This is a genomic window from Sphingomonas sp. HT-1 (assembly GCF_048568905.1).
Classification (GTDB): domain Bacteria; phylum Pseudomonadota; class Alphaproteobacteria; order Sphingomonadales; family Sphingomonadaceae; genus Sphingomonas.
In genome coordinates this window covers 2560001-2585103 of sequence record NZ_CP183770.1, presented here as the reverse complement: position 1 = coordinate 2585103, position 25103 = coordinate 2560001, and the positions used below count along the sequence as shown (strand labels likewise).

Annotated in this window: 21 protein-coding genes, 1 tRNA gene and 2 pseudogenes; 13 read left to right on the top strand and 11 right to left on the bottom strand. The window is 65.8% G+C overall.

Annotated elements, in window-relative coordinates:
* Positions 1-47: 47 nt before the first annotated feature.
* The 6 genes from ACNFJ7_RS11970 (at position 48) to ACNFJ7_RS11945 (ending at position 6190) form a co-directional block, all read left to right on the top strand.
* Positions 48-1196, top strand: a complete 1149-nt coding sequence (locus ACNFJ7_RS11970; protein ID WP_152997826.1) for an AGE family epimerase/isomerase — start codon at positions 48-50, stop codon at positions 1194-1196.
* Positions 1189-2658 (top strand): D-glycero-beta-D-manno-heptose-7-phosphate kinase, encoded by a 1470-nt coding sequence (gene rfaE1, locus ACNFJ7_RS11965; protein ID WP_019368286.1) that lies wholly within the window; start codon positions 1189-1191, stop codon positions 2656-2658. The genes ACNFJ7_RS11970 and rfaE1 overlap by 8 nt, the downstream gene beginning before the upstream one ends.
* Entirely contained in the window at positions 2655-3248 is a 594-nt protein-coding gene (locus ACNFJ7_RS11960) for a D-glycero-alpha-D-manno-heptose-1,7-bisphosphate 7-phosphatase (protein WP_050990126.1), read from the top strand. Before rfaE1 ends, ACNFJ7_RS11960 begins: the two co-directional genes overlap by 4 nt.
* 68 nt (positions 3249-3316) lie before the next feature.
* Complete coding sequence (locus ACNFJ7_RS11955) at positions 3317-4069, top strand: methyltransferase domain-containing protein (RefSeq protein ID WP_269083842.1); 753 nt, start codon at positions 3317-3319, stop codon at positions 4067-4069.
* A gap of 77 nt (positions 4070-4146) precedes the next feature.
* Positions 4147-5370: a glycosyltransferase family 4 protein gene (locus tag ACNFJ7_RS11950; protein ID WP_019368289.1), complete on the top strand. Its 1224-nt coding sequence runs from the start codon at positions 4147-4149 to the stop codon at positions 5368-5370.
* A 157-nt stretch (positions 5371-5527) separates the two neighbouring features.
* The gene (locus ACNFJ7_RS11945; RefSeq protein ID WP_019368290.1) at positions 5528-6190 is read left to right on the top strand and encodes an ABC transporter ATP-binding protein; all 663 of its coding nucleotides are present in this window, start codon (positions 5528-5530) and stop codon (positions 6188-6190) included.
* Positions 6191-6199: 9 nt separating this feature from the next.
* Here the strand turns inward: ACNFJ7_RS11945 and ACNFJ7_RS11940 are convergent.
* From ACNFJ7_RS11940 to ACNFJ7_RS11900, 9 genes and pseudogenes are all read right to left on the bottom strand, one after another.
* Positions 6200-6475: pseudogene (locus ACNFJ7_RS11940) on the bottom strand (transposase); the annotation flags it as partial.
* Positions 6476-6502: 27 nt separating this feature from the next.
* Positions 6503-6850: pseudogene (locus ACNFJ7_RS11935) on the bottom strand (integrase core domain-containing protein); the annotation flags it as partial.
* 125 nt (positions 6851-6975) lie between these two features.
* A protein-coding gene (locus tag ACNFJ7_RS11930; RefSeq protein WP_152997892.1) for an IS630 family transposase occupies positions 6976-7922 on the bottom strand; the annotation gives its coding sequence in 2 pieces (ribosomal slippage) (positions 6976-7586 and positions 7586-7922; 948 coding nt in all).
* Between the two features lie 62 nt (positions 7923-7984).
* Positions 7985-8299: an Arm DNA-binding domain-containing protein gene (locus ACNFJ7_RS11925; RefSeq protein WP_019368819.1), complete on the bottom strand. Its 315-nt coding sequence runs from the start codon at positions 8297-8299 to the stop codon at positions 7985-7987.
* Positions 8300-8495: 196 nt separating this feature from the next.
* Positions 8496-8569 (bottom strand) — tRNA-Gly (locus tag ACNFJ7_RS11920).
* Between the two features lie 38 nt (positions 8570-8607).
* Positions 8608-10098 (bottom strand): efflux transporter outer membrane subunit, encoded by a 1491-nt coding sequence (locus tag ACNFJ7_RS11915; protein ID WP_019368818.1) that lies wholly within the window; start codon positions 10096-10098, stop codon positions 8608-8610.
* Positions 10095-13292, bottom strand: a complete 3198-nt coding sequence (locus ACNFJ7_RS11910) for an efflux RND transporter permease subunit (RefSeq protein ID WP_019368817.1) — start codon at positions 13290-13292, stop codon at positions 10095-10097. Before ACNFJ7_RS11910 ends, ACNFJ7_RS11915 begins: the two co-directional genes overlap by 4 nt.
* A gap of 5 nt (positions 13293-13297) precedes the next feature.
* The gene (locus ACNFJ7_RS11905; protein ID WP_019368816.1) at positions 13298-14497 is read right to left on the bottom strand and encodes an efflux RND transporter periplasmic adaptor subunit; all 1200 of its coding nucleotides are present in this window, start codon (positions 14495-14497) and stop codon (positions 13298-13300) included.
* Between the two features lie 216 nt (positions 14498-14713).
* Positions 14714-15640 carry a Gfo/Idh/MocA family protein gene (locus tag ACNFJ7_RS11900; protein ID WP_019368815.1) on the bottom strand — a complete coding sequence of 309 codons (927 nt, stop codon included), beginning with the start codon at positions 15638-15640 and terminating at the stop codon, positions 14714-14716.
* Positions 15641-15741: 101 nt separating this feature from the next.
* Here ACNFJ7_RS11900 and ACNFJ7_RS11895 point away from each other — a divergent pair, with 101 nt between their 5' ends.
* Positions 15742-17538 (top strand): IlvD/Edd family dehydratase, encoded by a 1797-nt coding sequence (locus ACNFJ7_RS11895; protein WP_019368814.1) that lies wholly within the window; start codon positions 15742-15744, stop codon positions 17536-17538.
* A gap of 7 nt (positions 17539-17545) precedes the next feature.
* Here the strand turns inward: ACNFJ7_RS11895 and ACNFJ7_RS11890 are convergent, their stop codons facing one another.
* A complete protein-coding gene (locus ACNFJ7_RS11890; RefSeq protein ID WP_026009021.1) occupies positions 17546-17926 on the bottom strand; it encodes a winged helix-turn-helix transcriptional regulator in 381 nt (126 codons plus the stop codon).
* A 99-nt stretch (positions 17927-18025) separates the two neighbouring features.
* Here ACNFJ7_RS11890 and ACNFJ7_RS11885 point away from each other — a divergent pair, with 99 nt between their 5' ends.
* Positions 18026-19087, top strand: a complete 1062-nt coding sequence (locus ACNFJ7_RS11885) for an SDR family oxidoreductase (RefSeq protein ID WP_019368812.1) — start codon at positions 18026-18028, stop codon at positions 19085-19087.
* Here the strand turns inward: ACNFJ7_RS11885 and ACNFJ7_RS11880 are convergent.
* Positions 19084-19827 carry a FadR/GntR family transcriptional regulator gene (locus ACNFJ7_RS11880; RefSeq protein ID WP_026009020.1) on the bottom strand — a complete coding sequence of 248 codons (744 nt, stop codon included), beginning with the start codon at positions 19825-19827 and terminating at the stop codon, positions 19084-19086. The genes ACNFJ7_RS11885 and ACNFJ7_RS11880 overlap by 4 nt on opposite strands.
* A 173-nt stretch (positions 19828-20000) precedes the next feature.
* Here ACNFJ7_RS11880 and ACNFJ7_RS11875 point away from each other — a divergent pair, with 173 nt between their 5' ends.
* From ACNFJ7_RS11875 to prmC, 5 genes are all read left to right on the top strand, one after another.
* Positions 20001-20879, top strand: a complete 879-nt coding sequence (locus tag ACNFJ7_RS11875; protein WP_019368810.1) for a 2-dehydro-3-deoxygalactonokinase — start codon at positions 20001-20003, stop codon at positions 20877-20879.
* Positions 20876-21499, top strand: a complete 624-nt coding sequence (locus ACNFJ7_RS11870; RefSeq protein ID WP_019368809.1) for a 2-dehydro-3-deoxy-6-phosphogalactonate aldolase — start codon at positions 20876-20878, stop codon at positions 21497-21499. The genes ACNFJ7_RS11875 and ACNFJ7_RS11870 overlap by 4 nt, the downstream gene beginning before the upstream one ends.
* Positions 21500-21609: 110 nt before the next feature.
* A complete protein-coding gene (gene hisS, locus ACNFJ7_RS11865; RefSeq protein ID WP_019368808.1) occupies positions 21610-22860 on the top strand; it encodes a histidine--tRNA ligase in 1251 nt (416 codons plus the stop codon).
* Entirely contained in the window at positions 22857-23930 is a 1074-nt protein-coding gene (gene prfA / locus ACNFJ7_RS11860; RefSeq protein WP_019368807.1) for a peptide chain release factor 1, read from the top strand. The genes hisS and prfA overlap by 4 nt, the downstream gene beginning before the upstream one ends.
* A 135-nt stretch (positions 23931-24065) precedes the next feature.
* On the top strand, positions 24066-24890 hold the full coding sequence (gene prmC, locus ACNFJ7_RS11855; RefSeq protein WP_019368806.1) for a peptide chain release factor N(5)-glutamine methyltransferase: 825 nt from the start codon (positions 24066-24068) through the stop codon (positions 24888-24890).
* Positions 24891-25103: the final 213 nt, after the last annotated feature.

The window sequence follows — 25103 nt, the reverse complement described above, 5'->3', positions numbered from 1 at the left end:
ACACGGACGGCGAGCGGCACATTCCGCACTTCAGAGAATCGGCCAAGATGGATTTTGTACAGCAGCGACGTGTTCTGGAGAACGAAACCACGGCTTTGCGGTCTTGGCTGTTCAACGACGCCCTGCCATTCTGGTGGGAATGCGGCGCCAACCGCGCTGCGGCGGGCGGGTTTCATGACGCTCTCGACACCGGCGGCCAGCCCGCACGTCGTCCGATGCGACTGCGCGTCCAGGCACGGCAGATATTCGCCTATGCCGAAGCGGGCAGAATGGGCTGGACTGGGCCCTGGGCCGACGCGGTCGACCATGGGTTACGCGCGCTGTTTGGTCATTTCCGACGTGACGACGGCCTCTACAGGGCAGCGGTACATCCCAATGGCGGCGTGGTCTCCGACGCGGTTGATCTCTACGATCAGAGCTTCGTACTGCTCGCCCTAGCGGCAGCGTGGCAGGCGAACGGGCGGCCCGATACATTGCGCCGAGATGCGGAGACGCTGCTTGATCGTCTTCGCACCACGCTGTCGCATCCCGTGCTGGGCTTCGAGGAGGCCAGCCCGCGTCGGCTGCCCCTTCGGTCAAACCCGCACATGCATCTACTCGAGGCATTGCTCGCTTGGATCGAGTACGATCAAGATGCGCCGTTCCGCGCGGCGGCGGAGGAAATCGTCCGACTGGCGACAGGCTCGCTGCTCGATCACACGACCGGCGCGGTCGGCGAGTTCTACGACGGTGACTGGCGTTTCCATCCTGGCGACACGGGACAGGTCCGAGAGCCTGGCCACCAGTTCGAATGGGCGTTCCTGCTCGATCAGGCGGGCGAGCTGCTGGGTCAGGATCTGAGCACGCATGTCGCTCGCCTCTATCGCTTCGGCAGTTGCTACGGAGTGACAGACGGGCGGGTGATCGCTGCAGTGGATGCTGCGGGGCGGCCGCTGGATCTCGAATCCCGCCTGTGGCAACAGACCGAACGTCTTCGCGCCGTCCTAACCGTTGGGACGGAAGCACCGGATCGGTCGATCGCGCTGACGCTTGTGTGCATCGCTTCCTTCCGACGCTTTCTCCGTTCGCCCGGTGGTGCGTGGTATGACCGGCTGGACGCGGAAGGTGTGCCGGTTCCGGAGGCTGCTCCTGCTTCCTCGCTCTATCATGTTATGACTGGGCTACGCCCTTTGTTCGACAAGGTGTTGAATGGTTAATCTGCCAGCTTTCGACAGCGTTCGCGTTCTCTGCGTGGGCGATGTGATGCTCGATTGCTTCGTTGAAGGCACGGTGGAGCGGATCTCGCCGGAAAGCCCGGTACCGATCCTTCGCTACAAGCAGTCGCGCAAGGTTCCCGGTGGCGCCGCCAACGTCGCTCGCAATGTCGTCACCCTTGGGGCGACCTGCACGCTGGTGAGCGTCCTCGGCGATGATCCCGTTGCTGAGGAACTGGTCACCGCGATCGACGCAGAAGGCGGCATCCGCCTTCACGCGGTGCGCGACCACTCGCGCCCGACTACGGAAAAAACGCGATTCACCGCCGCCGGGCAGCACCTGTTGCGGGTCGACCGCGAAGAGAACACCGCATGTTCCGAAACGGTGCAGGCCGCCCTGCTTTCCGCAGCCGCAGAGCATATTGGCGCCCATGATGTGCTCGTCCTTTCGGACTATGCCAAGGGTGTACTCAGCGATGCCGTGACCCGCGCGCTCGTACTCCTCGCCATCGAGGCAGGCGTGCCCGTCATCGCGGACCCCAAAACGATCAGCCTGGATCGCTATCGCGGCGCCACTCTCATAACCCCGAACGTTCACGAGGCGCTTGCGGCTACCGGGATCCGCGCCACCGATGACGCGTCCGCCGAACGTGCCCTGGCGACCATTGCCACGCAGTTCGGCGTGAACGGGGTGTTGCTGACCCGTGCAGAACAGGGAATGTCGCTACGGACACAGGATGGTGCGATCCTGCATATCCCCGCGACCGCTCGCGACGTGTTCGACGTTGTCGGGGCAGGGGACACTGTCGTCGCGGTTCTCGCGCTGATGCTTGGTGCAGACGCGGATGCAGCCACGGCGGCAACGATCGCCAACACCGCAGGGGGGATCGTTGTCTCCAAACACGGCACCGCCACCCTTACCCGAAGCGAATTGATGGACGAGCTTGCGCACCATATCGCCGACCGCTCGAGCAGCGCGGTCAAGATTCTCGACGGCATGGCGGCAGCGGCGCGTGCGGCGGAGTGGCGTGCTGCCGGCCTCACCGTGGGTTTCACCAACGGTTGTTTCGACATCCTCCATGCCGGCCATATCCAACTGCTTCAGTTCGCCCGCAGCCGATGCGATCGCCTGATCGTGGGGATAAATGACGATGCTTCGATACGCCGTCTCAAGGGTGCTTCGCGACCGATCAACCCGCTTGAGGATCGCAGCCAAGTGCTCGCGGCGCTCGCGGCCGTGGATGCGGTAGTACCTTTTGCCGAGGACACGCCGTTCGAGCTGATTGCGGCGCTGCGGCCCGGCCTACTCGTCAAGGGCGCGGACTATGCGATAGAAAACATTGTCGGCGCCGACCTCGTTCTCGCGGCGGGCGGCCGCGTCGAGCGGTTCGAGCTGCTAGAAGGGCGCAGCACGACCCGAATCGTCGAGATGGCTGCGGATACGCGCGCGCGGACTCCCGCGTGAGCGCGACGGGAACGCTCCGCCCGGTAGAGCCAAGGCGGAAGGCAATATTTCTCGATCGAGACGGCACGCTCATTGTCGAGCGCAACTATCTGTCTGACCCCGCCGCCGTCGAACTCGAGCGGGGGGTAGTGGCAGGCTTAACCGCACTGCAGCGGGCCGGCTGGTTGCTCGTGATGATCACCAATCAGTCGGGAATTGCGCGCGGCTTCTTCTCGGAGGCCCAGGCGCGGCGGGTGAACGAAGAGGTTCTCGACCAGTTGGCGGCACAAGGCGTCGTCCTTCAAGGCATCTATATGTGCCCTCATGGTCCCGCGGACGAGTGCGACTGCAGAAAGCCAGCACCAGGGATGTTGATCGCAGCGGCCGAAACGTTTGCCATCGATCTGGCGCAATCGGTGGTGATCGGCGACAAGCGAAGCGACGTTGAAGCGGCTATCTCGGTGGGGGCGCTGGGTGTGCTGGTCCTGACCGGCCACGGCTGCCATGATCGTGCTTGGGCGATCGAACACGGCTACCCGATTACGGAAACGATCGCCACGGCAGCGCGCCTTCTCGATCCTCCATCGGTGGACGCGCACCCACAGCAGTAAACCGGCACAAGCAGCGATTTCGAAGGGTATAGCGGGGATATGATGCGTTCTGAAAGATACTTGCAGGGTTGCGGCAGGATGGGCTCGGCCTGGAGATTGGCGGCGGATACAACCCTCTGGCAACAGGCCCTTCAGTTCGTCATCTTGATCAGGCGGATCAAGAGACCTTGCGCGCCAAATTCGCGGCAGAAGGCGCTGATCCACAAAACGTGCCGCACGTGGATTACGTGTGGAACGGGGCGAGCTACGCCGAACTGGTGGGCGAGGACCGTTTCGACTGGATCGTCGCGTCGCATGTCATCGAGCACATGCCCTGCCTGATTCGCTTCCTCCAGGAATGTGAGGCCATTTTGACGCAAGGCGGCATCCTGTCCTTGGCCGTGCCGGACAAACGCTATTGCTTTGACCATTACCGGCCCAGTGCTGCGCTCGCCCGGGTGATCGATACATATCTGAACGCGGTGCGCCGCCCTACCGCGGGCGCGCTGGCGGAAATGCTACTCAACGCGTCGGCCTTGGAGGGGAATATCTGCTGGAACGCCGGCAGTATCGGCAATCCTGTGCTCATCCACGGCGTCCCCGACGCGCTGGCGGCGATGGAGCGATCAAGGGCTGGGGCTTATTGTGATACGCACGTCTGGGCATTCACACCCAACGCGTTCCGGCTGTTGATCCACGATCTCAACGCGCTGGGCTTTACCCGCTTCGCAGAGATTTCATTCGAACCGACGACCGAAGGCGAATTTTATATTCAGCTCGGTTTGGATCAGCGCAGCGCCCTTAATCGAGTGGATCTTGCCCGCGCCGCATTGCTCGACTGATCCGCGGGAAGGAGGCAAGCAACGTCCCAACGCGCGTAAGCCTTTGCACTTCCTCCCGTCGCCGCCTATCCGGCGTCATGCAGTTGATCGTCGATGGCTATAACATCTCGATGCCAAAAGGGACCGGCATCGCGACCTATGGGCGCAATTTCATCGCGACGGCGAGGAGACTGGGGCACCGCGTAGACCTGCTTTGCGGCGACCAACCCCGCCCGATCGCTGCCGGACAGTTCCGTCGGTGGGCGGAGGTCGCAAGCGACTTCCTCGTCGCGCCGCTCGGCTATGAACCACGGATCGTTGGCGACGCTGCCCTGGCAGATGCCGCGCGTGGCGCGGCATCCGTTTCCTGGGAAGCTGCTTGGAGCAGGCCCAACCTCTTCCGAGCGGCCAAGCGATACTTCCGCCGCACAGGGCGGTTCGTTGCCGTCCGCATCCCGGGTGTCGAGCTGGCGCACTGGACCTATCCGCTGCCGCTCTATGTCCCCGGCGCGCGGAACATTTACACGGTCCATGATCTCGTGCCGATCAAATTCCCCTGGATGGTCGATCGAGGCGCCGCGGAGTATCGGCGCACCTGCGCGGCTATCGCGCGGCGGGGCTTCGACATCGTGACCGTCTCTGAGACCTCGCGAAACGACATTCTGTCGGAGTTCCCGATTGCCGAGCATCGGGTAATCAATACCTACCAGCCTTTTGACGTGGCGCCGCGGCAGGGCGAAAAGCAGCGCGCCGCGGAATGGATAGCTGCGCAGGGTTTCACCACGCGCGGCTACTTTCTGTTTTTTGGCGCGATCGAGCCGAAGAAAAATATCGGGCGGCTGCTGGATGCCTTCGAGGCGAGCGGCAGCGACACGCCGCTGGTCGTGGTAGCGGCGGGGGGATGGGGGTGCGACGCCGAGCGCGCCCGATTGCGCGCATTGGCGGAACGCCCAGGAGCACGCGTCCGCGTTTTCCCCTATCTGCCCCGCGACGAGCTGATGCATCTGATCGAGCATGCCAAGGCGACGTTGTTCCCAAGCCTGTACGAGGGCTTCGGGTTGCCGGCCCTCGAATCGATGGCCATGGGTACGGCGGTGGTAGCAGCGGGCAATGCGTCGCTTCGCGAGGTTGTCGGTGATGCAGGCCTTTTGGTCGACCCCTATTCCGTTGAAAGTATCCGCGACGCGATAATGGCGCTTGACACCGGGGACTTGCTGCGGAGCCGACTCCAGGCGGCCGGCATCAGGCAAGCGGCTCGGTTTTCTCCCGAAGCGTATGCGGCGAGGCTGCGCGCGCTGTTTGATCAATGGACGTTGCCGTGACTGCTACAAAGTACACCCTCGGCGGCAAGACGATGATGCACCCATGGTAATTGTCTCGTCGCGCTGGTATTTGGCGGCGTGGCCCCAGTGGCCTCTTCAAGTGCGAGACTGGTGCGTTTCTCGGTGAAGCGCTGCACCGGAGTGAAAGTAAAGCCGGATGATCAAGTTTGAAAATGTCTCCAAAGCCTACCATATTCGCAAGTTCAAGAAGCAAGTCTTCAACGATCTGAACTTTGAGATCGCAAAGGGCGAAAGCGTTGGCATCTGCGGCGCCAACGGAGCCGGGAAATCGACGCTCATGCGGATGATCGCCGGCGTGGAATACCCCTCCTCAGGTAAGGTCTCGCGGACGATGAGCTGTTCGTGGCCAATCGGCTACGCCAGTTGCTTCTATCACAACCTCACGGGCGCGGACAATGCACGCTTCATTTCGCGCATTTACGCGCAGCCGGAGCAGGCAATTCTGGACTATGTAGAAGACTTCGCACAGCTAGGCCCCTATTTGCACCAGCCCGTCGGAACGTATTCGGCTGGTATGGTAGCACGCCTCGCGTTCGGCATTTCCCTGGCGATCGATTTCGAATGCTATCTGGTCGACGAAATCACCGGCGCGGGGGATGAGCGATTTCGAATTCGCTGCGAGGAGGCCCTGCTGCATCGGCGCGACAACGCGACGCTGATCATGATCTCCCACGACCCCGGCACGCTTCGTCAATATTGCCGTCGCGGCGCGGTCGTCTATGGGGGAAGCCTAGTGTTCTACGACACCATCGATGAAGCGGCCGAAGTGCATCACCGGCTACAGACTCTGTCTCACTAGGGCTGAGACTCACAAAAACCACATGACGGTGGCAGCGAGGTGCAGGCTGCCGAGGAAGATGGCGGCGGTGCGGTCATAGCGCGTGGCGAGGCGCCGGCAGTCCTTGAGGCGGCAGAACATGCGCTAGAAGGCATTGCGTCCCTTGTAATGGCTGCGGCCGAAGCAGCTTTTCCAGCGTCGATTGGCCTTGGGCGGGATGTTAGGAACAGCACCCTGCCGCTCGATAAGGTCACGGATGCGGTTGGTGTCATAGGCGCGGTCCGCATGGACGATGCAGAGAGCCGGGTGACCTGCCCCCCGCTGGTCCCGCAGTCATAACGAGAGTCCACCGGTTTGATATTCGTGCTGGGCCACCGGCACAAGCGCGCCGGGCGTGACGCCCCCATCTTGCAGGAACGCGCGGCGCGCTTGCGCCGGTGTTCGGTTTCCCAGCGACGAATGCGGCCTGACGTTGTTGTAGTCGTAGCGCCAGACGGCCAGCTTCCGCCTGGCGTCAGCCAGGCTGTCAAACAGTTCCTCGTTGAGCAGTTCATCGCGCAGCGACCCATTGAACGATTCGATGAACGCGTTCTGCTGGGGCTTGCCGGGGTCGATGTAGTGCCACTCGACCCGGTTCTCGCTGGCCCATTTCAGGATTGCCCGACTGATAAACTCGGTTCCGTAGCACATTGGGAACCGATCCCGCGAAGAGCCGGATTGCCTTGTTGAAGGCAAGGGCGCGTAGCGCCCGCGGGCTTCATCAAGGCGGCCATGACCGGCCAGCAGATCTCTAGAGCGTTTTCCGATCAATCTGGATCATATCCGCAGGAACTGAAGTAGTTGGCGCATTCGCTGGGCTGGAAGATGTCGACGAGCGCGCCGATGCGGTTCCACAGGCCGCTGACAGTGCGCTCGCCGGCTTTTCGCAGCATGGCCTTGAGGCGTGCAAAGGCCTTTTCGATCGGGTTGAAGTCAGGGCTGTAGGGCGGGAGGAAGCGCAGCGTTGCGCCTGCCGCCTCGATCCGATGCTGGACCGCCGGTCGCTTGTGGCTCGACAGATTGTCCATGATGACGATGTCGCCGGGGCGCAGTGTGGGCACAAGGACCTGCGCCACATAGGCTTCGAACCAGTCGCCGTTGATCGGGCCGTCGAGCACCATCGGCGCGACCATGCCGGTCATGCGCAGGCCGGCAACCAGCGTGGTGGTTTTGCGATGGCCATGCGGATATCCCATCCGCAGCCGCTCACCCCTGGCGCAGCGGCCATGGCTGCGGGTCATGTTGGTGGCGGTCCAGGTCTCGTCGATGAAGACCAGGTGTTCCGGTTCCAGATCGACCTGGCCGTCGAACCAGTCGCGGCGCTGTTTCAGGATGTCGGGCCGGTCTTGCTCGACAGCATGGCCAGTCTTTTTTTGCGCGTCATGCCTCGACGCGCGAAAAAGCGATGCAGCCCTGCGACGGAGACTGCCAGACCCTTCTTGGCTAAGGCTCGGCGAAGCTCTTCCAGCGAGATGTCCTTGCGGGCCTCCCACAGCGCGAGAATGTCAGCTGCCCGTTCCTCAACCCGACGCGAACGCATGTCTCCGCCTTGCGGCTTGGCGGCAACATTGCCCGTTTCCCGCCGCTGGGCGTGCCAGCGGATCGCGGTCGACGGCGCAACCCCAAACCGGGCGGCTGCAGCCCGACAGCTCAGCCCGCCGTCAATCACAGCCAGAAGACGAACCCGCAAATCCATCGACAAAGCATGACCCATCCATGCCGGACTCCTTCACCGGCATGCATTCTGAATCAGAAATCGCGTTCCTTGGGAATCCCTCACCGATTCAGTGCGGTCGAAATCCGCTCTAGCGTTTCGTTCCGGGCTTTCTCCCGCTGCCGCTCCAAGGCGGGGTACTTTCCCTCGGCAAGGAGATCGCGCGCCTCATCGCGAAGATCACGCGCGTCGCGCAGGCTTACCTCCGGGTACGAGCCGAAACTGAGCTTCTTTTCGATGCCGTGGCGTTTGTATTTCATGCGCCAGAGGCGGGAGCCAGATGGCGATACGACCAAAAAAAGGCCGAGCCCGTCATAGAGCTTGTACGCCCTGTCGAGGGTCTTGGCCTTACGAATTGCGATATCGCTCAGAGCCATGGTTCGGGCCTTTCGTCGCGAGGGGCCACAGCCGTGGGGCCTCGTGCCAAATTTAGGCCCGAAATCTTCGAAAACAGGCCCCACTTGCGCGTGCGCTTTCATGGGACGGGACGAGCGATCACGAGCCGGACGACCCGAAAATACCGCAGATTTCCGCGGTTTACAAAGCTCTGTGGGATGTCGTGAGATCGGAAATTGGAGCGGGTAGCGGGAATCGAACCCGCGTATTCAGCTTGGAAGGCTGCTGCACTACCATTGTGCTATACCCGCCCAACCGGAATGCGCCTGCCACAAGCAGGGGCGTGCGGTCAACTGCCTGTGCTGCGGGCAGTTCCGCCGGTCGCCGCTGGTTGCGGCCCCTGCGCCGTCGCGTCGAGCTGCGAATCGCCGCCCAGCGATCGATAGAGATCGACGAGGTTCGTCGCTGCCGTCAGCCGCACCGTTACCAGCTGCCGCTGCGCCGTATAGAGCGAACGCTGCGCATCCAGGCTTTGCAGGAAGGTGTCGATCCCGCCGCGATAGCGCGCCGTAGCCAGCCGATAGGTGTCGGCCGCGGCATCGGCCTGAAGCTGGGTCGCGCGCAGCTGGGCATCGATGGTGCCGCGCGTGGCCAGCGCGTTGGCCACGTCGCGAAAGGCGGTCTGGATCGCGCGTTCGTAGCTGGCGACCGCCGCTTGTTGCTGCGCCTCGCTCAACTGCACCGTGGCGCGCGCCGCGCCGCCGCGGAAGATCGAATAGCTGCCGGTTCCGCCCGCCTGCCAGGTGAACGCGTCGCCATCGAACAGGCTGGACAGCGCGGTGCTTGCGAAACCGAGCACGGTGGTAAGGCTGATGCGCGGGAACAGCGCCGCCCGCGCCGCGCCGATCTGCGCATTGGCGGCACGCAGCTGATATTCGGCCTGCACCACATCCGGCCGGCGCAGCAGGATACTCGAATCGAGGCCGGCCGGGATCGCCGCGATGCTGGGAGCGGCCTGTTCGATCGAGGCGGGGAGCAACGCCGGATCGATCTCCGAGCCGGCGAGCAGCCGCAGCGCATTGACGTCCTGCGCCAGCGCCGCCGTTTGCCGGGCCACATCATTCTGCGCGGTGGCGAGCGTCTGTTCGGCCTGGCGCAGATCGGTGCGGGGAGCGATTCCGCCCTGCAGCCGGGCGCGGGTCAGGCGCACGCTGTCTTCGGCGCTCGCGGCGGTCTGCTGCGCCACCGCCAGCAGGCTGGCGTCCGAAGCATAGTTGAGCCAGGCGGTGGCGATATCGCCCACCAGCGTCAGCCGCGTCGCGCGCGCACCGGCTTCGGTCGCGAAATAATTGTTCTGCTCCACCCGCGTCAGCGAAGCGAGGCGGCCGAATAGGTCGAGCTCGAAGCCGGTGATCCCGGCCTGGGTGGAATAGTTGGTACGCAGCCCGCCGCCGACATTGCCGACATTGCCGCCCGTGCCCGTGTTGTTGCCCACATTGTTCGCATTGCCGCGACGTTCGGTGATGCCCAGGCTGGCGTCGACCTGCGGGAACTGCGCGCCGCGCTGGATGCGATATTGCGCGCGTGCCGCCGCGATGTTCGCCGCCGCTACCCTGAGGTCGCGATTATTGGCGAGTGCCTGTTCGATTAGCGTCTGCAGCCGCGCGTCGCGGAACACGTCGCGCCAGTTCACCGTCGGCAGCGCCGCCTCGCTCTGCCGCAGATAGGCATCGCCCACCGGCCAGCTGACGGGGATGGGCGCTTCGGGGCGGACATCCTTCGGCGCCATCGAGCAGCCGGCGAGCGCCGTGGTGGCGAGCAGGATCAGCGCGCGCTTCATGCCTGGGCCTCCGGAGCAGTGCGGCCGCGGCGGCTGCGCAGCGCGGTCAGGCCATCGCGCACGCCGCGGCGGACGAGCACGAAGAACAGCGGGATGTAGAAGATGGCGAGGATCGTCGCCGTCAGCATGCCGCCGATCACCGAGGTGCCGATCGCGATGCGGCTGTTGGCGCCTGCGCCGGTGGAGATCGCCAGCGGCAGCACGCCGAAGATGAAGGCAAGGCTGGTCATCAGGATCGGGCGGAGACGGATGCGTGCCGCGTCCAGTGCCGCCTCGATCACGCGCTTGCCCTGCTTCTCCGCCTGCTCGGCGAATTCGATCATCAGGATCGCGTTCTTGGCGGCGAGACCCATCGTCGTCAGCAGGCCGATTTGCAGATAGACGTCGTTTTGCAGCCCACGCAGCGTCACCGCGAAGATCGCGCCCACCAGGCCGAGCGGGATGACGAGCAGCACCGCGATCGGCACCGACCAGCTTTCGTACAGCGCGGCAAGGCATAGAAACACGACCAGCAGCGACACGCTGTACAGCAACGGCGCTTGGCCGGAAGACAGGCGCTCCTGATAGGATAGCCCGGCCCAGGCGATGCTAGTGCCCGGTATCTGGGCGGCCAGCTCGGCAATACGCTGCATCGCGTCACCCGAGCTCTTGCCCGGCGCCGCCTGGCCGTTCAGCTCGAACGACTGCACGCCGTTGAACCGCGCCATGGACGTGGGCGCCGTCGCCCAGCTGGTGGAGGCGAAGGAGGAGAAGGGGGCCATCTGGCCATCGCTGCCCCGCACGAACCATTGCGCGAGATCGCTCGGTTCGGAGCGATAAGGCGCGTCGCCCTGCACATAGACGCGCTTCACCCGGCCGCGATCGATGAAATCGTTGACGTAGCGGCCACCCCAAGCGGTCGACAGCGTCGAATTGACGTCGGCCTGCGACAGTCCCAGCGTCGCCAGCTTCTGCTGGTCCAGATCGACCTTCAGCGTGGCGACGTCTGGCAGGTCGCTCAGCCGTACCTGCGCGAGCGTCGGATCGGCATTGGCCATGGCGAGCAGCTTGTCGCGCGCGGCGAGGAACTGCTCGCGCGGCATTCCGCTCGAATTGAGCAGCTCCATGGTGAAGCCGGTCGACTGGCCCAGGCCGCGGATCGCCGGCGGGACCAGCGCGAAGACCTGCGCGTCGCGGAAGTTGCGGAAGGCGCTGGCCGCCCGGGCGACGATGCCGTCGGCGCTGTTTTCCTTGCCCTCGCGGTTGGACCAGTTGGTGAGGTTGATGAAGCCCTGCCCGGTATTCTGCCCGTTCACACCCCCGCCGCCGCCGCCCGAGACGGAGAACATGACCGCGACGTTCTTTGCTTCCTGCGTCAGGAAGTATTTTTCCACCGCCAGCTGAATTTCCTTGGTACGCGACATGGTGGCGCCAGCCGGCAGACGAAACTGCACCGACGCCGCGCCCTGGTCCTCGGTCGGCAGGAAGCCGGTGGGCAGGCGCACGAACATCAGCACCAGCAGCGCACAGACCGCGAGGTAGATCAGCAGGAAGATCCATTTGCGATCGACCACCGCCTGCACCGCGCGGGTGTAGCGATCGACGCCGCGATCGAAGCCGTTGTTGAACTTGGTCTTGGCGGTGCTCAGGCCGCGGCCGATCCAGGGGAAGCGGCGCGCCATCCAGGTTTCTTCCAGGTCCTTTTCCTGGTTTTTCTGCTTGAGCAGCGTGGCGGTCAGCGCCGGGCTCAGCACCAGCGCGACGAGCACCGATAGTACCATCGCCGAGACGATCGTGACCGAGAACTGGCGATAGATCACGCCGGTCGAGCCGCCGAAAAACGCCATCGGCAGGAACACCGCGGAGAGGACGAGCGCGATCGCGACCAGCGCCACCTGGATTTCGTCCATAGAGCGGATCGTCGCCTCGCGCGGCGTCATCTCCGGATTCTCTTCCATCAGCCGCTCGACATTCTCGACGACGACGATGGCATCGTCGACGAGCAGGCCGATGGCGAGGACGAGACCGAACAGGGTCAGCGTGTTGATCGAGAAGCCGAGCGCGTAGAACACGCCGAACGTGCCGAGCAGCACCACCGGCACCGCGATCGCCGGGATCAGCGTGGCGCGCCAGCTCTGCAGGAACACGAACATCACGATGACGACGAGGACGATCGCCTCGATCAGCGTCTTCACCACCTCTTCGATCGAGAGTTTGATGAAGCCGGTGGTGTCGTTGGCATAGGCGAATTTGAAGCCGGCGGGGAACGTCTTCGCGGCGGCTTCCACCTGTGCCTTCACCAGATCGGCGGTCTTCAGCGCGTCCGCGCCGGGCGACAGCGAGATGGCGAGGCCGGCGCCGGGATGGCCGTTGATCCGGCTGGAGGAGTTGTAGTTGTCCGAGCCGAGCTCGACGCGCGCGACGTCGCGCAGCTTCACCGCCGCGCCGGTGGCGTCGGTCTTGACGATGATGTTGGCGAATTGCTCCGGCGTCTGCAGCCGCGACTGCGAGGTGACGGTGGCGTTGAGCATCTGCTCCTGCGGCATCGGCTGGCCGCCCAGCTCGCCGGCGGCGATCTCGGTATTCTGCGCCTGGATCGCGGTGATGATGTCGTTCGGAATCAGCCCGTAGCTGGAAAGCCGCGCGGGGTTGAGCCAGATGCGCATCGCATAGGGCGCGCCGAACACGTTGGTGTCGCCCACGCCTTCGATGCGCGACAGCGGATCCTGCAGGTTCGAGGCCAGCCAGTCCGACACGTCGAGATTGGTGCGCTTGTCGGTTTCGTCATAGACGCCGACGATCATCAGGAAGTCGGGATTGGACTTGGTGACGGTCAGGCCCTGCTGCTGCACCTGGCTTGGCAGGCGGGACAGCGCCTGCTGCACCTTGTTCTGCACCTGCACCTGGGCAATGTCCGGGTTCGTACCCTTCTCGAAGGTCGCCGAGATCGTGACCTGGCCGCGCGAAGTGGACGAGCTGCTGAAATAGAGCAGCCCGTCGATGCCGCTCAGCTGCTGCTCGATCACCTGCGTGACGCTGTTCTGCACCGTCTCCGCCGAGGCACCGGGATAGGTGGCGCGGATGTTGACCTGGGGCGGCGCGATGTCCGGATATTGCGCGATGGGTAGCGAGAAGATCGCCGCCAGGCCCATCAGCATGACGATGATGGCAAGCACCCAGGCGAAGATCGGCCGATCGATAAAGATGCGCGACATGGGGCTTAGCCCGCCTTGGCCTGGCTGCCGCCCTTGGCCGGTTCGATCTTCTGCGGCGCGTTCGCCGGTACCGGCTTGATGTCGATGTCCGGCCGAAGGTTGGCGGTGCCCTGCACGATTACCTTATCTCCGCGCGCCAAGCCTTGAGTTACCACCCAATTCTGCCCGATCGTGCGTTCCGCAACGACGGTTCTTGCCACCGCCTTGTTGCCCGGCCCGACGACATAGACGGTGGCATTACCCTTGGCATCACGCGACACGCCCGCCTGCGGCACCAGATACGCCTGGGTATCGATCGCCTGGGCGAACATCGCGCGCACGAACATGCCCGGCAGCAGAATGTTCTGCGGATTGGGGAAGCGGGCGCGCAGGGTGACGGTGCCGGTATTCTGGTTGACGATCACCTCGGTGAACTCGACGGTGCCGGTGGCGCCGTAATCGCTGCCGTCCTCCAGCTTCAGGCGCACGGTGGCGGTGGCAGGGCTGATCCCGTCCCGCGCCAGCGCCCGGCGCAGCGCGAGCATGTCGGCGCTCGATTGCTGGATGTCGACGAAGATAGGGTCGAGCCGCTCGATCACCGCCAGCGGATCGGCCTGGTTGGCGGTGACCAGCGCCCCTTCGGTGAACAGAGAACGGCCGATGCGGCCGGTGATCGGGGCGGGCACGCGAGTGAACCGCAGGTTGATCTGCGCGGTCTGCAGCGCGGCGCGGTTCTGCGCCACCTGCGCGCTGGCCTGGCGCGCCGTGGCCACCGCGTCGGTATAATCCTGCTGGCTCACCGCCTCCATCTGCGCGAGCGGCTTGTATCGATCGGCGCGCACACGCGCAGCCTCCAGCGTGGCCTGGGCGTTCTGCAGATTGGCCGCGGCTTGGGCGACGCTGGCGCGGTAGAGGCTGGGATCGATCTGGTACAGCGTCTCGCCCTTCCGGACGATCGCGCCTTCCTGGAAGAAGCGGCGTTGGACAATGCCGGCAACCTGCGGTCGAACCTGCGACATTTGATAGGGGGTAACGCGGCCGGCAAGCTCGACCGTCATCGGCACGCTGGTCGGCTGCACCACGACATAGCCCACCTGCGGCGGACCGGACGGGCCCCTGCGGCCTCCCTGCTGCCCTGCGCTGTTTCCCGCGCCGCACGAGGCGAGGAGAAGGGCCGACGCAAGGACGATCAGGCCCGAACGGCGATAGCTGGTCGGTGCGTTCAAATTTCAGAACCCGCTTAGGGGCGGCCCGAGGAATGCCGGACCACCGGTCACTGCCAAACTCGCCATTAGATGGCACGTTTCCGCAGTGCCACAAAAGAGTTGTCGCAAAATATGTCGAAAGACGTAGCGCCTTAGTGCGGGTTGATCATAAGCGGAGGTTGGCGCCGGCACCCGCGTCCTCCAACCTTGGCGGAAGGACGCGGACACCGGCGGAATTCAGAAGGCGAATGTCTCGCCGATTGCGCGTTCGCCGACCAGAAAGGCATCTGCCACCAGCTGGAGCGGACGCACATCGACGTCGCTTGTCCCTGCCGCGACCAGCTCCGCGAAGCGCGCATATAGACGAGCATATTCGCGATCCGGCGCCTTCTGCTCTTCTTCGCCGGGCAGCTGGAGGATGCTGCCGCCCATGCCGAGGCGTAGCGTGCCGGCATCGGTGTCCACTTCTATGTCCCAAGTCTGCGGCCCGGTCTGGAGGAAGTCGAAATCGGCGGTCACGGGGGCACCGCCGCTGCGCATGTGCAGCTTTGCGCGAAGTGGCGACGCGCGGCCTTCGGGCACTTCCATCCATGCCTGGTCGAGTAGCAGCGCGTCCGGCAGGATCTTGGTCGCGATCGACAGTGCGTTGATGCCCGGATCGAACACGCCGAAGCCGCCGGCGGCCAGGATCCACTCCTGCCCGGGATGCCAGCGGCGGATATCTTCGCGCCAGGTGATGCGGGCCGCCGAGATGTGCTTGCCGGCGAGCCAGTCCTTGGCGGGCTCGACGCCAGCCGCCTCGCGCGAATGCCAGGTGGTGAACAGCGTGACACCCTTGGCGTGGGCGCGCTCTTTAAGATCGAAGATTTCGGTGAGCGTCGCGGCTGGCGGCTTCTCCAGCATCACGTTCAGTCCAGCCTCGATGGCGATGCGAGCCTGGTCGTAGCGGCCTTCGGGTGGGGTGCAGAGCGAGACGGCGGTGAGAGCATGCCCGCCGGCGATCAGCGATTCCATGTCCTTGTGCGCTGCAACACCGTCGACAGACGCATTGCGGCTGGCGGTAGCGACGAGTTCGAAGCGATCGTCTCCCGCCAGTGCCGGTAGATGCTGATCGCGGGCAATCTTGCCGATCCCGACGAGGCCAAGACGAATCCGCTCCGACATTTTCACGCCATCCTTTTATAAGATATATATGCTTCCTATGGGCACGAGTGGCGGTTATCAAGTCACGCTACGCCGCCCACTATACCCGTAGCGGAGGAATCATGACCGAAGAAGCTGGAACTCATCGTGCGCCGCTGCGCTCCCGGGCGTGGTTCGACAATCCCGATAACCCCGACATGACCGCGCTCTATGTCGAGCGTTACCTCAACTTCGGGCTGAGCCTGGAGGAGCTGCAATCGGGCAAGCCGATCATCGGCATCGCCCAGACGGGCAGCGACCTCTCGCCCTGCAATCGCCACCATCTCGAACTCGCCAAGCGGGTGCGCGAGGGGATTCGCGACGCTGGCGGCATCGCCATCGAATTCCCCACGCATCCGATCCAGGAAACCGGCAAGCGCCCGACCGCGGGGCTCGACCGCAACCTCGCCTATCTCAGCCTGGTCGAGACGCTGTACGGCTACCCGATCGACGGCGTGGTGCTGACGATCGGCTGCGACAAGACGACCCCAGCCTGCCTGATGGCCGCGGCGACCGTGAACATCCCCGCGATCGCGCTGTCGGTCGGCCCGATGCTCAACGGCTGGTTCAAGGGCGAGCGCACCGGATCGGGCACGATCGTGTGGAAGGCGCGCGAGATGCTCGCGGCGGGCGAGATCGACTACAAGGGCTTCATCCAGCTCGTCGCCTCGTCGGCGCCGTCGACCGGCTGGTGCAACACCATGGGTACCGCCACGACGATGAACTCGATGGCCGAGGCACTCGGCATGTCGCTGCCCGGCTCGGCGGCGATCCCCGCGCCGTACCGCGACCGTGCCGAATGCGCCTATCGCACCGGCCTCCAGATCGTCGAAATGACGCTGGCCGATCGCAAGCCCAGCGACGTGCTGACCCGCGAGGCCTTCCTCAACGCGATCCGCGTCAACTCCGCGATCGGCGGCTCGACCAACGCGCCCATTCACCTCAACGCGATCGCCCGCCACATCGGCGTCGAGCTGACCTTGGAAGACTGGGAATCCTACGGCGCCGACGTGCCGCTGCTGGTGAACCTCCAGCCGGCGGGAAAATATCTCGGCGAGGATTTCTACCGCGCCGGCGGCGTGCCCGCGGTGATGGGCGAACTGTACCGTGCCGGGCTGCTCCACAACGATGCGCTTACCGTCAACGGCCGCACCATCGGCGAGAATATCGGCACCGCCGAGATCGAGGACGACGACGTGATCCGCCCGCTCGCCACGCCGCTGCGGGCGGCGGCGGGGCTTACTGTCCTGTCGGGTAATCTTTTCGACAATGCGGTGATGAAGCTGAGTGTGATCTCCGATGAATTCCGCGCGCGCTACCTGTCCAACCCGGACGATCCCGGCGCGTTCGAAGGCACCGCCTTCGTGTTCGACGGGCCCGAGGATTACCACCACCGCATCGACGATCCCGCGCTCGGCATCGACGAGAACAGCATCCTGATCATGCGCGGGGCCGGGCCGGTCGGTTATCCGGGCGGCGCCGAGGTGGTGAACATGCGCCCGCCGGTGGCGCTGATCCAGGCGGGCGTGCATGCACTGCCCTGCCTGGGCGACGGCCGCCAGTCGGGCACCAGCGGGAGCCCCTCGATCCTCAATGCGGCGCCCGAGGCGGCAGTCGGCGGCGGGCTCGCGCTGGTCCGCACCGGCGACCGCATCCGCATCGATCTCAACACGCGCTCGGCGAACATGCTGGTCAGCGACGAGGAATTGGCACAGCGCCGCGCGGGCCTGGGCATCGACTATGTGCCGGAATCGCAGACGCCGTGGCAGGAGATCCATCGCGGGCTGGTCGGCCAGTTCGACGGCGGCGCGGTGTTCGAGAATGCGGTGAAGTATCAGCGCATCGCCCAGACCAAGGGTCTGCCGCGCGACAGCCACTAAAAGGGGATCAGGCGCGACGAGCGGTGGGCCGGCTGCCGAGCTGGTCGAGCGCATCCGCATTGTCGCGCCCCCAGGCATAGAGAAGTTCGACCGGCTCGACGAACCGGTCGCCCAGCGGTGTCAGCCGGTATTCCACTGCCGGCGGCACCGCGTGCTGCACGATCCGGTCGACCAGCCCCACTTCCTCCATCTCGCGCAGCGTCTGGGTCAGCATCTTCTTGGAGATGCCGGGCAGGCTGCGCAGCAGCACGCCGCTCCGCGCGGCCCCGCCGTGCCGGGCGTGGAGCGTGTGCAGCACCATGCTAGTCCATTTGGTGGCGAACAGCGCCAGCACGCGCCGCGGTGCGCAATCCTCCCGCCACTCCGAATCCGCCGTGCCTGGCCGCATATGTGGGTACCTTCTGGTGCCTAGGTTCCGATTTGGTGCCGTCTAGAAGCCGTGCGCGCGGCTGCCTAGCTCGGCCTCCAACGCTTTATGGAGGCAGAAATGGCCAAGACGGCTTTGGTGGTAGGCGCAAGCGGCATCGTCGGCAGCGCCACGGCGGACCTGCTGGTCGCGCAGGGCTGGACGGTGCACGGGCTGGCGCGCCGGCCGGTGGAACAGACGAGCGTAGCGCCGGTCGTCGCGGACCTCACCGATGCAGCGGCGACCGCGCAGGCGCTGCAGGATGTGAACCCGGACGCGGTGTTCATCACCACCTGGCTGCGGCAGGACAGCGAGGCGGAGAATATCCGGGTCAATTCGGCGATGGTGCGCAACCTGCTCGATGGGCTGCCCAAGCCCAAGGGCCCGCGCCACGTCGCGCTGGTCACCGGGCTCAAACATTATCTCGGGCCGTTCGAGGCGTACGGGAAGGGCAGCCTGCCGCAGACGCCGTTCCGCGAGGAGCAGGGCCGGCTCGACGTCGACAATTTCTATTATGCCCAGGAAGACGAGGTCTTCGCCGCCGCCGAGCGCGACGGCTTCACCTGGAGCGTGCACCGCCCGCACACGGTGATCGGCAAGGCGGTCGGCAATGCGATGAACATGGGCACCACGCTCGCGGTATATGCGACCTTGTGCCGCGAGACCGGCCGTCCGTTCCGCTTCCCGGGCTCGGCGGCGCAGTGGAGCGGGCTCACCGACATGACCGATGCAGGCCAGCTCGCCCGGCACCTGGTCTGGGCGGCAGAGACGCCCGCGGCGGCGAACGAGGCGTTCAACGTCGTCAATGGCGACGTCTTTCGCTGGCAATGGATGTGGGGGTGCATCGCCGAATGGTTCGGTCTGGAGCCGGCGCCGTTCGACGGGACGGTGCAGCCGCTCGAACAGCAGATGGCGGGCGATGCGGAGCTGTGGCGCGCCATCGCCGAGCGGGAGGGATTGGCCGAGCCGAACCTCGCGCGCCTCGCGTCGCCCTGGCACACCGATGCCGATCTGGGCCGGCCGATCGAAGTCGTCACCGACATGTCGAAGAGTCGCCGGATGGGCTTCACCGCCTATCAGCCGACCGACGACGCCTTCTTCGCGTTGTTCGAGCGGCTGCGCGCCGACCGGCTGATCCCTTAGGCGGCGGCTTCGGCCGCCTCCACCGTGTCGATCAGCTCGACCACGTCGCCGATCAGCGTGCGCATCGCGGTGCGCGCGCGCGCCGGATCCTTTGCGGCGATCGCATCGCGCACCGCGGCGTGATCGCTCACGCTGGCGGTGCGGCCCTTGATCCGATTGGTGAAGCGAATCGACGTGCGCAGCGCCGTCGCCACCATTTCGCGAAACTGCGCATAGAAGGGATTGCCCGAAGCGCGCAGCACCGCGACATGGAAGGCGATGTCGGCATCGAGCGTGTCGTCCAGCCCGCGCTCGGCCGCCTCCATGCGGGCGAGGCCGGCCGAGATCTGCCGCAAATCCGCCTCGGTGCCGAATTGCGCCGCCAGTGCCGCTGCTTCGGGTTCGATCGCGATGCGCAACTGGCTGAACTGGCGCAGCAGCTCGACCGAGAATTGTCGTTCGAGCAGCCAGCGCAGCACATCGGTGTCGAACAGGTTCCATGAAGAGGCCGGCTGCACCACCGTGCCCTGGCGAGGGCGCGCGCTGAGCAGGCCCTTGGCGGTGAGCATCTTCACCGCTTCGCGCGTGACCGATCGGCTGACGCCGTGCTGCTTGGCCAGCTCCGCCTCGGTGGGGAAGGGCTCCCGCTCATAGCGGCCGGTGACGATCGCCCGGCCCAGCGAATCGAGCAGGCCATAGGTGAGGTTGCGGCCTAGCCCGGAACGGATATCTTCGCGTGGAGACGAAAAGGACGTGGACATGCTCGTTGCTGCTTCCTGTTCTTTCGCATGGCGCATCGTGCGCAACCGACGTAGCGGCAGACTACTCCAGCCGCGCTTCTGGACAACCCCGATAAATCGGATAAATGAACCACGCGCTACGTGCGCCAAAACGCGCGTGAACAGCAACGTTAGCCGCTGAAAAGGTAGCCGGCATGGTACAGCGTTTTTCGGGCCCCTTTCTTGCGGTCGACTGGGGCACGACCAATCGCCGCGTCTTCCGGATCGAAGGCGGCAGCGTCACGCATACCGAACGCGATGACAAGGGCGTTACCGCTGTCAGCGACTTCGCGGCGGAAGCGGCGGGGATTCGTGCGCGGCACGGCGACTTGCCGCTGCTGATGGCGGGCATGGTGGGCGCCAATATCGGCTGGGCGACGGCGCCCTATGTCGCAGCACCGGCCGGCATCGCCGAACTGGCGGCGGGTCTGCTGTGGGTGGAGGAGCGTAGCGCGATCGTGCCGGGTGTTTCGACGATGGTCACCGGCCGGCCCGATGTGATGCGCGGCGAGGAGGTGCAGCTGCTGGGCGCGGTGCGCGCAGGGCTGGCGCCTGCCGACGCCTTGCTCGTCCAGCCGGGCACGCATTGCAAATGGGTCGAGATGGTGGATGGCCGCATCGCCGATTTTACCACCGCGATGACCGGCGAGCTGTTCGCCACGCTACGCAAGCACGGCCTGCTCGCCGCGCAGCTGGGCGGCGAGGTCCATGTCGGCCCCGCTTTTCATGCAGGCGTGGAGGAGGGGCGCAAGCGCGACCTTGCGGCATCGCTGTTCGGCATCCGCGCGGCCAAGATGCTGGGTGTCCGCGACGATGAAGATGCCGCCGCCTTCGCCAGTGGTCTGCTGATCGGCAGCGACGTTGCCGCCAGGCTCGCGCATGCCGGGCACGACACGGTCCATATCCTTGCCGACCCGATGCTGGGCGGCCTCTATGCCGCGGCGATTGCCGCGCACGGCCGGCAGCCGGTGATCGCCAGCAGCCATGACGCGTTCCTCGCCGGAATCCTTGCCATTGCGGAGCATATTGCATGAGCCACATCGCCGAATTCGACGCCGCCTTCGCCCGCTGTCCGCTGATCGCGATCCTGCGCGGGGTGACTCCCGACGAAGTGGAGGACATTGGCGACGAGTTGGTCGCGGCGGGCTTTACCCTGATCGAGGTGCCGATGAACTCGCCCGATCCACTGGAAAGCGTCGCGCGTCTCGCCAAGCGCTTTGCCGGTAGGGCGGTAATCGGCGCGGGCACGGTGCTCAAGGTCGAGCAGGTGCAGGCAGTGGCCGATGCCGGCGGCACGATGATCATCTCGCCCAATGCCAATCTCGAGGTGATCCGTGCCAGCGCGGCGGCGGATCTCGTCTCGCTGCCGGGTATCGCGACGCCCAGCGAGGCCTTCGCCGCATTGGATGCAGGCGCAACCGCGCTCAAGCTGTTCCCGGCCGAGGCGGCGAGCCCCACGGTGCTGAAGGCGATGCGCGCGGTGCTGCCCAAGGACGCGCGCGTCCTGCCGGTCGGCGGCATCGCGCCCGACAATATGGGGCCCTGGACGGCGGCGGGTGCCGCCGGCTTCGGCCTCGGCTCGGCGCTGTACAAGGTCGGGCTGAGCGCGGGTCAGGTCGGTGCCAACGCGCGAGCTTTCGTCGCGGCGCTCTGATCCTTGTTCCCCCTCCCGCTTGCGGGAGGGGCTAGGGGGAGGGGGCACCGCGTGCCTTCCCATCGGGCACATTGCCCCCCGCCCCAAACCGGCCTAATAGCCGCGCCCAAATGGCACGTATCCAGACCCCCCAGCGCATCCGGGGCACCCAGGACATTTTCGGCGAAGACCAGCGGCGTTTCGCCGCGGTGCTCGAGAAGTTCGACCAGGTGCGCAAGCTCTATTGCTTCCAGCGGCTCGAGATCCCGATCTTCGAGGCGACGGGCGTGTTCGCCCGCTCGATGGGCGAGACCTCGGACGTCGTCTCCAAGGAGATGTACACCTTCGAGGATCGCGGCGGCGATTCGATCACGCTGCGCCCCGAATTCACCGCCGGCATCGCGCGGGCCTATATCAGCGAGGGGTGGCAGCAGTTCGCGCCGCTGAAGCTCGCGACCTCGGGCCCGGTGTTCCGCTACGAGCGCCCGCAAAAGGGCCGCTATCGCCAGTTCCACCAGATCGACGCCGAAATCCTCGGCGCGCCCGAACCCGCCGCCGATGTCGAGCTGCTGGTGCTGGCCGACCAGCTGCTCAAGGAGCTCGGCATCGCCGAGGGCGTGACGCTGCAGCTCAACACGCTGGGCGATGCCGCGACCCGCGACGCCTGGCGCACCGCGCTGGTCGCGCATTTCGAGGCGCACAAGGGCGACCTCTCCGAGGACAGCCTGGCGCGGCTGGAAAAGAACCCGCTGCGCATCCTCGATTCGAAGGACCCGCGCGACCGCCCGATCGCCGACAGCGCGCCGGACATCGATGCCTATCTGACCGACGAAGCCGCCGCCTTCTTCAAGGCGGTGACCGACGGGCTGGATGCGGCCGGCGTCGCCTGGACGCGCAACGCGCGGCTGGTGCGTGGGCTCGACTACTACCGCCACACCGCGTTCGAGTTCGTCACCGATCGGCTGGGCGCGCAGGGCACGGTGCTGGCCGGCGGCCGCTATGACGGGCTGATCGGCTCGCTCGGCGGCCCCGAGACGGCGGGCGTGGGCTGGGCGGCCGGCGTCGAGCGGCTGGCAATGCTGATCGAGGAGCCCAAGGCGGCGGCGATCCAGGTCTATGTCGTGGTCGAGGACGATCGCGTGCAGGCGGACGGCGTGCGCGCTGTCGCCGCGCTGCGCCGCGCCGGGCTGGCGGCCGAGTTGCTCGCCACCGGTTCGCCGCGCAAGCGGTTCGACAAGGCGGTGAAGAGCAACCCCGACGCGCTGCTCTCGCTGGGCGTCGCGGACGGTGCCACGTCGAAGCGGCTCAAGGTCAATGTCGGCGACGCCGCTGCGATCGAAGCCGTGCTCGGCAGCATTGCCTGGGGCGGCCCGACCGAATGACCCGCATCCCGCCGGACCGCATCGCGGCGATCGAGGCGCGGCGCGACGAGTTGCAGGCGCTGATGGCGTCGGGCGAACTCGGCGGCGACCGCTTCGTCCAGGTCTCGAAGGAATATGCCGAGATCGAGCCGGTAGCCGTGGCGGCGGGCAAGGTCCGGCAGTTGCGCGCCGAGGGCCAGTCGCTCCAGCAGATGACGCAGGACGCCGATGACGAGCTGCGCGCGATGGCGGTGGAGGAACTCCGCGCCAACGAAGGCACACTTGCCGAGGCCGAACGCAAGCTCGCGCTGGCGCTGCTCCCCAAGGATGCGGCCGACGAGCGCCCCGCGCTGCTCGAAATCCGTGCCGGCGTGGGCGGCGACGAGGCCGCGCTGTTCGCGGGCGACTTGCTCCGCATGTACCAGCGCTATGCCGATCGGCTCGGCTGGCGGACCGAGCTGATCTCGGCCAGCACGTCCGAAGCGGGCGGCTACAAAGAAGTCGTGGTCGGCATCACCGGCACCGGCGTGTTCGCCAAGCTCAAGTTCGAGAGCGGCGTTCACCGGGTCCAGCGCGTCCCCGCCACCGAGGCAGGCGGGCGCATCCACACCTCCGCCGCCACCGTCGCGGTGCTGCCCGAGGCGGAAGAGGCCGACGTGCAGATCGACGACAAGGATCTGCGCATCGACATCTACCGCGCCTCCGGCCCCGGCGGCCAGGGGGTCAACACCACCGACAGCGCGGTGCGGATCACGCACTTGCCCACCGGCATCGTCGTGATCCAGCAGGATGAGCGCTCGCAGCACAAGAACAAGGCCAAGGCGATGAAGGTGCTCCGCACCCGCCTGTACGAGGCCGAGCGCGAGCGGCTGGCGGCCGAGCGCGTCGGCGCGCGGCGCTCGATGGTGGGTTCGGGCGATCGTTCGGAGCGGATCCGGACGTATAATTTCCCGCAGGGCCGGGTGACCGATCACCGGATCAACCTGACGCTGCACCGGCTGCCCGAGATCCTGGAAGGCGAGCTCGACGAGCTGGTCGGCGCGCTGGTCTCGCAGGACGAGGCCGACCGGCTTGCCCAGTTGGATGGCTGAGATCCTCCCGGGCACGGGGAGCTCGGTGGAAGGGGGGCTCCGCACCGGAGTCCCTCGCTGCGATCCTCCTCCAACAGGTGCTGGCGCACATCGTCCCCCTTTTCGTTCCGGGGAGGATCTTGGGGCTGCCGCGTCGTGAGCACGCGTTCCATTAGGGCAGTCCTAGCCGACGCCGCCCGCCAACTCGAAACCGTCTCCGACACCCCCCGGCTCGATGCCGAGCTGCTGATGGCGCACGCGCTCGGCACGACGCGCGACCTGCTGCTGCTCGGCCGCCTGGACGATCCAGCGCCAGAGACGTTCGCCGCCTTTATCGCCCGCCGCCTGGGCCACGAGCCGATTGCCTATATCACCGGCACCCGCGCCTTCTGGACGATCGATCTCGCGGTCGGTCCCGGTGTGCTGATCCCGCGCCCGGACAGCGAGACGCTGATCGAGACAGCGGTGGAGTGGTTTTCTCCGCGCGCGCCGCAGCGCATCCTCGATCTCGGCACCGGACCCGGCACGCTGTTGCTGGCGGCGCTCGCCGAATGGCCGCAGGCGCAGGGTCTTGGCGTCGATGCGTCGCAAGTCGCGCTCGCATTCGCCCGGCGCAATGCCGAAGCGTTGGGCATGGCAGACCGCGCCGCGTTCCAGCTGGGCGACTGGACGGCAGGTCTCACCGGGCCGTTCGACCTGATTCTCGCCAATCCCCCCTATATCGGCACCGGCGAGCCGCTGCCGCCGCAGGTGCTGGACCATGAACCGGCGGAAGCGTTGTTCGCCGGTGCAGACGGGCTCGAGGATTATCGCCGCATCGTGCCGGCGCTGCCCGGCCTGCTCGCGCCCGGCGGTGCCGCGATCCTCGAGATCGGCTGGACCCAGGCTGCAGCCGTTTCTTCGCTCGCAAAGGAACAGGGCATGGCCCCGCGCGTCTATAAAGACATGGGTGGACGGCCGCGCGTGGTCCGGCTGACTTGAAATCGCGCGCGTTCGTCCCATATTTCCGCTTGGAGATTGGTACGCCAGCGGCTAGAAGAAGGCCGGGGCGAGGCACCTTCAACCAAGTTGTTGAAATAAAGGGCTGAGGCCCGACTCCATGGTCATGTGCGCCGCTGCAGTCCGGCGGCCGTGGCAGGCGGGAAGCGTCGGGCGATCCGGGGCTCTCCGCAAATGTAACCCTGCATCCGGAAC

Bases quoted from the DNA above. Each gene is read 5' to 3' on its own strand.
- ACNFJ7_RS11945 (WP_019368290.1), top strand. From the start codon at position 5,528: ATGATCAAGTTTGAAAATGTCTCCAAAGCCTACCATATTCGCAAGTTC.
- ACNFJ7_RS11895 (WP_019368814.1), top strand. From the start codon at position 15,742: ATGACCGAAGAAGCTGGAACTCATCGTGCGCCGCTGCGCTCCCGGGCG.
- rfaE1 (WP_019368286.1), top strand. From the start codon at position 1,189: ATGGTTAATCTGCCAGCTTTCGACAGCGTTCGCGTTCTCTGCGTGGGC.
- ACNFJ7_RS11970 (WP_152997826.1), top strand. From the start codon at position 48: ATGGATTTTGTACAGCAGCGACGTGTTCTGGAGAACGAAACCACGGCT.
- hisS (WP_019368808.1), top strand. From the start codon at position 21,610: ATGGCACGTATCCAGACCCCCCAGCGCATCCGGGGCACCCAGGACATT.
- prfA (WP_019368807.1), top strand. From the start codon at position 22,857: ATGACCCGCATCCCGCCGGACCGCATCGCGGCGATCGAGGCGCGGCGC.
- ACNFJ7_RS11880 (WP_026009020.1), bottom strand. From the start codon at position 19,827: ATGTCCACGTCCTTTTCGTCTCCACGCGAAGATATCCGTTCCGGGCTA.
- ACNFJ7_RS11870 (WP_019368809.1), top strand. From the start codon at position 20,876: ATGAGCCACATCGCCGAATTCGACGCCGCCTTCGCCCGCTGTCCGCTG.
- ACNFJ7_RS11885 (WP_019368812.1), top strand. From the start codon at position 18,026: ATGGCCAAGACGGCTTTGGTGGTAGGCGCAAGCGGCATCGTCGGCAGC.
- ACNFJ7_RS11925 (WP_019368819.1), bottom strand. From the start codon at position 8,299: ATGGCTCTGAGCGATATCGCAATTCGTAAGGCCAAGACCCTCGACAGG.
- ACNFJ7_RS11875 (WP_019368810.1), top strand. From the start codon at position 20,001: ATGGTACAGCGTTTTTCGGGCCCCTTTCTTGCGGTCGACTGGGGCACG.
- ACNFJ7_RS11890 (WP_026009021.1), bottom strand. From the start codon at position 17,926: ATGCGGCCAGGCACGGCGGATTCGGAGTGGCGGGAGGATTGCGCACCG.
- ACNFJ7_RS11910 (WP_019368817.1), bottom strand. From the start codon at position 13,292: ATGTCGCGCATCTTTATCGATCGGCCGATCTTCGCCTGGGTGCTTGCC.
- ACNFJ7_RS11900 (WP_019368815.1), bottom strand. From the start codon at position 15,640: ATGTCGGAGCGGATTCGTCTTGGCCTCGTCGGGATCGGCAAGATTGCC.
- ACNFJ7_RS11915 (WP_019368818.1), bottom strand. From the start codon at position 10,098: ATGAAGCGCGCGCTGATCCTGCTCGCCACCACGGCGCTCGCCGGCTGC.
- ACNFJ7_RS11950 (WP_019368289.1), top strand. From the start codon at position 4,147: ATGCAGTTGATCGTCGATGGCTATAACATCTCGATGCCAAAAGGGACC.